The organism is Candidatus Poribacteria bacterium, from assembly GCA_026706025.1.
Taxonomy (GTDB): Bacteria; Poribacteria; WGA-4E; order WGA-4E; family WGA-3G; genus WGA-3G.
Genome location: JAPOZO010000029.1, coordinates 21,435 through 28,123, shown reverse-complemented (window position 1 = coordinate 28,123; position 6,689 = coordinate 21,435). Strand labels below are relative to the sequence as shown.

Sequence of the window (6,689 nt, the reverse complement as noted above, 5' to 3'; positions counted from 1 at the left end):
GAAAGGATACCCAGTATCCTGACTTTTGACAACTATTATTTATGAAACACCCTCAATTAAATAGCATCAACTGCTAATTTGTGAGCAGACTGAAAGACATTTGGCTCTTATTTCTAAACCTAATACCTGGTAGCGGTGTCGTTTTGGAATCGCGGTTGAAACCTTTTCTACGATATAGATATACTAAATGTTTGAATCGTAGATTAAACAGAAATAGTTTGATATTCCACGCAATTTTGTGATAAACTTTGAGAGACATACTCAAAATCTCCCATTTTACAAGTTTTCTCAATCTTACATCGAATTTTGAGAGAGCCCTGGGTGATATCGTTTGCACACCCAAGAAGGAGAGAATTTGTGCCTTGGACAAACGGTGCCCTTATCCTTTACCACGGTACTACTGATATTGCGGCATCAGTTCTGTGCAAGCCTTCGGGGGCCCTGCCGCATAGCATTGATGTTTCATGCTGTAGAGCACGCACAGATTTTGGTCAAGGTTTTTACCTAACTACGTTTCTACAACAAGCAGAAAGTTGGGCAGATAGACAATTTAGGGATCTGCACAGGCGTCGCGGGAGTAAACAGTCAGCACGGGCAGTGGTGCTTAAATTTGAAGTAGATAGGAATCAGTTAGCATCTTTATTGAGTCTATGCTTCGTGACAGACAGATCGAACCCAGACTACTGGAATTTTATTGAGCACTGTCGGACCGGAATGGGCCCACACTTGCTACATGGGAATAAGAATTATGATGTTGTGTTTGGGCCTGTCACGCTTTGGCCGCAGAAGTTCGTCATTAAAGATGCCGACCAGGTTAGCTTTCATACGAAAGCCGCGTTGGAAATCCTGCCTGTCCCCGTGCTACATAGCCAAGGAACACCAACCTATATTTTGTAATAGAGGTTTGCAAGTCAAGTCTTACATGGAGGAAAAAATGGCACCTGTAAAAGAACCCAATGTCTCCTTGCCGCGCAGCCACGTAGAGGCTTATTGGGAGTTGGTTCGCAGATCTCTGAGCGAGATCTTTGATAAATCGCCAAGTGAGGCGGATAACTACCAGCAAGAAATTGAAAATCTTCCGCTGTTACAACAAGATTTCTTCTATAACGGTGAGGCATTGTATGTTGCTGCTGCCCTTGCCGATGAAGAACCAACTGAAAAGCATCACGCTCATTACCAACGCTTACAAGCAAAGATATATCGTCTTTCCGAACGAGAGGAATGACACAATGCCCCTCAATCGCAAACACTCACGCCTTGCCCTCGGTTTGGATTCAAGCACACAGAGTCTATCTGCTGTCGTTATTGATATAGACACAGCGGAGAAATGCTTTGAGCACTCGCTCGATTACCGTGCCGATGCACGACTCAACCAATTCGGTATCGGAGAGGACTATATCTTACCGCCGAGAGAAGATGGTGAAGCCGAACAACCGCCGTTGATGTACCTCGCCTCGCTCGATGCGATGTTTGCTGATATGCGTGAGGCGGGTGTCGCCTTAGGGAATATCGTCGCTATCAACACATCGGGACAACAGCACGGACACGTCTATCTGAACCGTGATGCGGACGCACTTTTGGCACAACTCGATAGTAGGGGCGAGGTTACCTCGTCCGTACGTGACAAAGATGGACACGACTTGCAAACCCTACTCAAGGGCGCGTTCTCATATCCGACTGCACCGATATGGATGACTGCAAATACCTTCGCACAGACAAACCATGTACGAGAAACCGTCGGCGGGAAAGCGGAGATGATTAACCTTTCAGGGTCCGATGCGCCGTTGCGGTTCACGGGGACTGTCGTCCGGCGCGTCGGGGAACAGTTTCCAGAACACTACGCCGCAACAGCAAAAGTCCAGTTGATTAGCAGCTTCATTCCAGCAGTGCTAACCGGTAACGCAAACGTCCCTATTGATTACGGAAACGGGTGCGGCATGTCGCTCATGAACTATCGCTCAAAGACATGGGATTCGGCGTTGTTGGCAGCAACAGCAGGCGGATTAACCGGCGGCGTGGAAGCACTCCAGTCGAAATTGCCCGCGCTTACGCGTCCAGATTCCATCGTCGGAAACCTCGCCGCATACTACGTAGAGAAATACGGCTTTGATGGACGCTGCACCGTTATAGCAGGCTCCGGGGACAACCCGCAGGCGAAAGTACCCGTCGCCGGTGATCTGCTCAGTCTCGGCACCAGCTTCGTCAACATGGTATCAACCGATGGAGACACACTCGACCCAGAGGGATTCGCCAACGCTATGTATGACGGCATCAACCGCCCCTTCATGTTTGGGTGCCGTACAAACGGTGCTATGGTCTGGGATACGGTGAGAAACAATTACAGTTTAGCAAAAGAAGAATATGCCCCCGCAGAGACGGCATTGCAGGAAGTCGCGCCTGGGCAGTTTATGACGTTCTGGCAACCCAAGACTGAATCCTTCCCCGTCTCCGGTGCATTTGATTTGATCCGTACTGCAGGGCAACCGACACTATCAGAAGATTATACCGGCATCATTGAGACGAGCCTCGCCGCTGTTTATATCTACTCTGCTGTCTTCACGAAGCAGACGCAAGCCCCGCTGTTTGTAACGGGCGGCGCGACCGATAGCCCTGAGATCATGCGCCGCGTCGCCGGTATTTGGAACAGACCAACGCTGCCGGTAGAAAAGGGTGGCGCAGCACTCGGTGCAGCGGTCGCAGGGGTCAAGGCACTCCACGATGCAGCAAACGAATCTTTCGACATCGAAGCATTCAGTGCCTCCGTCCTAAAACGCGGCGAACCGATTCAACCACATCCCGAAGATGTCGCCGCCTATCACGGCGAAGGGAAATACCTTGAAAGGTTCCGTGGAAAATACGAACAAATCATGGCAGAAAATCGGGTTTAATAGTAGTAGGCATGCTCCGCCATGCCGTTCAGAGAAAAAATGAAAGAACAGCTAACACATTTCGACGAAAAAGGCAATACACGGATGGTGGATGTCGGTGGCAAGGAAGAAACATTGCGCATCGCCATCGCCCGCGGGCATATCACTGCCCGTCCTGAAACACTCCGACGCATTGCTGAACAAAAAATGAAAAAGGGCGATGTCTTAGAGGTGGCACGCCTTGCGGGTATCATGGCGGCGAAGCGTACCGGCGAGTTAATCCCACTATGTCATCCACTCGCCCTGACTTCAATCCGCGTCGAACTCGCAATCGCAGATGATAGACCCCGAATAGAAATCGAGGCAGAAATTCAGACGATTGGCCGCACAGGCGTAGAGATGGAAGCACTTACCGCTGTGTCAGTCGCAGCACTCACTGTCTACGATATGTGTAAAGCGGTAGATAGGGAGATGGTCATCGCCGATGTCAGGCTCGTCAAAAAGACAGGCGGGAAAAGTGGTGATTTTATATCCGATCCCGAGATGCAGCTACCTTAGAGAGGACATACTGATGAAGAAGAAAACGCACCAAACACTTATTGTAATTCTCACGGTTGTTCTGATTTCCACAACAGCGTTTGCAGCAGATCATGTGTTGATTATCGGCGGTGCTGCCGGTGAGAAATCCTTTTACGACGCATTCTGGAACGCTACTTCTCGGTTCCATCAACTGCTCACCGACGATTATGGCTATACACCTGAACAAATCACTTTTCTCTTTGAGGATATGGACGCGCCCGGAGAACCAAGGATCGTTGATACTGAATCAAGACGCGAGCAGGTTTTAGCAGCGTTCGCCGAACTCTCTGAAACAGTCCAACCTTCAGATCAATTTCTGCTCTTCATGCTTGGACACGCGTCTCGTACCGGTAGAGGAGACCTGAAGTTTAATCTGCGCGGACGGGATATTACTGAAGCAGAATACGTGACGCTCATTAACAGCATCCCTGCTGAACGTCAGATTTTAATCTTCGGTTTCCCTTACAGCGGTAAACTTGTTCGTCAACTCAGCAAATCGGGACGAATTATTCTCACCTCAAGTTCACCAAATGAGGGCTACTCGCTACAAGCAGGATTCGGTGATGTCTTCGTTGATGCCTTCTTCTCCGCAGCGAACGATACCAACAGAGACGGCGACATCTCGCTCTTAGAGGCGTTTCTATCCCTACAAACACGGACGAAAGCATTCTATGAGACAGACGGCAACGTCCAATCTGAACACCCGCATCTTGATGATAACGGCGACGGAAACGCTACCCGAAACCTGACTACTGTCCGAGAAGAAACAGATGATGGCACACTCGCTGGAAAGACGTTCTTGGGCACACGACGCTCGGCTTTACAAAGTCCACCACCCGAACCAGAGGTTTTAACGGACGCACAAAGTCCAGAGGCGCGCAAACCGCCGATTTTTACCGATGGATTGCCCACTGTACCGTCCGAAACCGATGAGAACAAGCCTGAACTTGTAAAACCGGACGGTTCTATCCCGACTCGCAGCCGTGAGAATCGTAGATCATCACTGCCTTACAACTTCATTAGTGAAGTAGACGAACAAGCGATCCAAGCCGCTATTGACAAACCACCCTCTCAAGCAGAATTCCCCGATGATGGGGCTGCCATTCTTTGGGACAGTGTTGACATCAATATCGATGAAAAAAGTCGCTATATCTACGCTACGCGACGGGTCGCTAAAATCTTTAACGAAGACGGTAAAGGTCTTGCCGAGGTCAGCATTCCTTATATGCGTGGCAGAGACGATGTTACCATCCATCATGCTCGAACGTTGACTCCTGATGGCGAGGTTGTCGAACTTGATACAAACGAAATTATACGCGATGTACCACCACCGAGTGCTGTGGACGCTGGGTTGTACGTTGATGCCCGTTTGATGTTCTTTACACTCCCAGAAGTTAGCGATGGCTGTATCATAGACTACGCTTATTCCACGAACAACCTCGGACACGTCATGCAAGGCGAATTTTGGCGGCAAGTCTATTTCCAAGGACAGCAGCCCGTAAAATATTATCGCTTCACAGTACATATCCCAAAGAAAAAGCAGCTCCATTATCAGGTTTCAGGGGCACCCGCAGCCTCCACAACCTCCGAATCAGGCAGCGCGTTCCTTGATATTAAACCCACAACGACAGAGAATAACTACACCCGCACTTATATCTTTCAAGCGCGAGACGTGCCGCCGTTAAAAGACGAATACCTGATGCCGGCACCGCAAGACCTCGCCTATAATATCAGTATCTCCTCCCTCGATTCTTGGGATAAACTGGCGACGTGGTATGCAACACTGATTCGGGAACAGGATGAGATTACACCTAAAATTGAAGAAAAGACAAAACAACTCCTCAGTGGCACCTGGTCCCGAAAGGAGAAGGTGAAGCGGCTTTATGAATACGTGACGACAAACATCCGCTACCTCGGCTATGAACTCGGTATTTGGGCGATCAAACCTTATCCAGCAGATTTCGTTTTGAAAGTAGGGGCAGGCGATTGTAAGGACAAAACGACCCTCCTCTCCACAATGCTTTCATCTGTGGGTATTGATTCCTATCCTGTTCTCATTTCCGCTGGGGATATGCGAGGTGTCAACGCGCACCTTGCCGATGGTGGTTCTGAGGTTGAGGCTGTCCCGTCGCTCGCCTATTTCAATCACATGATCCTTGTTGTTGAAGGCGATAAAGACGACGAGCTCATCTGGCTCGACCCGACAGCCGAGACGTGTGCATTCGGTGATCTACCTGCCGGTGACCAAGACAGATGGACGCTGATTATCAACCCGCGTTTCTTAACAGAAGACAAAGCCGTTGAAGGTACGGATGGCGATATACAGAACGAACTCTACCGCTTTCAAAAAAGTCCAACTCTGGAGGCAACATCAAATCTCAAACGGGTACACACGCACGTCAAGGTGAAAAAAGACCTGAGTGTCTCTGTCCGTCAAGAATTAACGGTTACTGGGAGTTTCAACATGAAACTCCGTAGCCAACTCCGACACCTTCAGACTGCCGAAGAGAAATCGGAGTTCCTACACAAAGCATTGGAATTGGATGCTCGCGCCAAAATAGAGAATTTCAAAGTCTCCAAACTTTCGGAGTTGGAGGGAGAATTGGAGGTCGAATTGACGTGGAGTTGTAAGGAATATCTCTATGCGATCGGCAGCCAGTTTGTGCTTGAACTACCGCTCGTCAAGCATCCTTACGCAGAATTACTCAGCGAGGAACGCCGAATGTATCCCGCCGCCATTGGCAAAGCACTCACGCTTGAGGACAAAATCACTGTCAGTACAGAAGCTCCCTTTAAGATAGATATTGTCCCCGAAGAGCAGACGCTAAAAACCGAGGTTGCGGAGATTCAACTCCGATATTCCAAATCCAAACGCAAAGCCGAAATGCATCAGACGATCCGTTTCTTGACCCCAAGGGTCACACCAGATTACATCCTGCATCTCAAGGATGTTGTCAGAATCGCTTCAAACCGAGGCACAAAACGGTTCATATTGACACAGTAGCCGTCGGCTATCGGCTATTAGCCATCAGTATAGTAAAGCACGAAGATAAGTTGACACTCCACGATAACGTTGCCCGCTCGTAGGGGCTGGGTCACCCAGCCCCTACGAGCAACTGCGTGTCCAAATAATTATGGGCTTTACTATAATAACTATTGATGGGTTGACTGGTAGTAGGCATGTCTCTGAAATTTAACCTGCTTATTTTGAAAATTTACCGCATAGATTTCTAAACCCAGTTG

5 protein-coding genes are annotated in these 6,689 nt (G+C 49.1%); all 5 read left to right on the top strand.

All coding sequences use genetic code 11. The features are described 5' to 3' along the window. Positions 1–357 precede the first annotated feature (357 nt). From OXH00_06315 to OXH00_06295, 5 genes are read left to right on the top strand one after another with little or no spacing between them, the layout of a single operon-like run. A complete protein-coding gene (locus OXH00_06315; protein MCY3740613.1) occupies positions 358–897 on the top strand; it encodes a DUF3990 domain-containing protein in 540 nt (179 codons plus the stop codon). 37 nt (positions 898–934) lie between these two features. Continuing rightward, positions 935–1,225 carry a hypothetical protein gene (locus OXH00_06310; GenBank protein ID MCY3740612.1) on the top strand — a complete coding sequence of 97 codons (291 nt, stop codon included), beginning with the start codon at positions 935–937 and terminating at the stop codon, positions 1,223–1,225. Positions 1,226–1,229: 4 nt separating this feature from the next. Then, entirely contained in the window at positions 1,230–2,888 is a 1,659-nt protein-coding gene (locus OXH00_06305; GenBank protein MCY3740611.1) for an FGGY family carbohydrate kinase, read from the top strand. Between the two features lie 39 nt (positions 2,889–2,927). After that, the gene (gene moaC, locus OXH00_06300; protein ID MCY3740610.1) at positions 2,928–3,425 is read left to right on the top strand and encodes a cyclic pyranopterin monophosphate synthase MoaC; all 498 of its coding nucleotides are present in this window, start codon (positions 2,928–2,930) and stop codon (positions 3,423–3,425) included. Between the two features lie 13 nt (positions 3,426–3,438). Then, a complete protein-coding gene (locus tag OXH00_06295; GenBank protein MCY3740609.1) occupies positions 3,439–6,450 on the top strand; it encodes a DUF3857 domain-containing protein in 3,012 nt (1,003 codons plus the stop codon). Positions 6,451–6,689 lie beyond the last annotated feature (239 nt).

Excerpts from the sequence above, each read along its gene's own strand:
- OXH00_06305 (MCY3740611.1), top strand. The coding sequence starts at position 1,230 with ATGCCCCTCAATCGCAAACACTCACGCCTTGCCCTCGGTTTGGATTCA.
- OXH00_06295 (MCY3740609.1), top strand. The coding sequence starts at position 3,439 with ATGAAGAAGAAAACGCACCAAACACTTATTGTAATTCTCACGGTTGTT.
- OXH00_06310 (MCY3740612.1), top strand. The coding sequence starts at position 935 with ATGGCACCTGTAAAAGAACCCAATGTCTCCTTGCCGCGCAGCCACGTA.
- moaC (MCY3740610.1), top strand. The coding sequence starts at position 2,928 with ATGAAAGAACAGCTAACACATTTCGACGAAAAAGGCAATACACGGATG.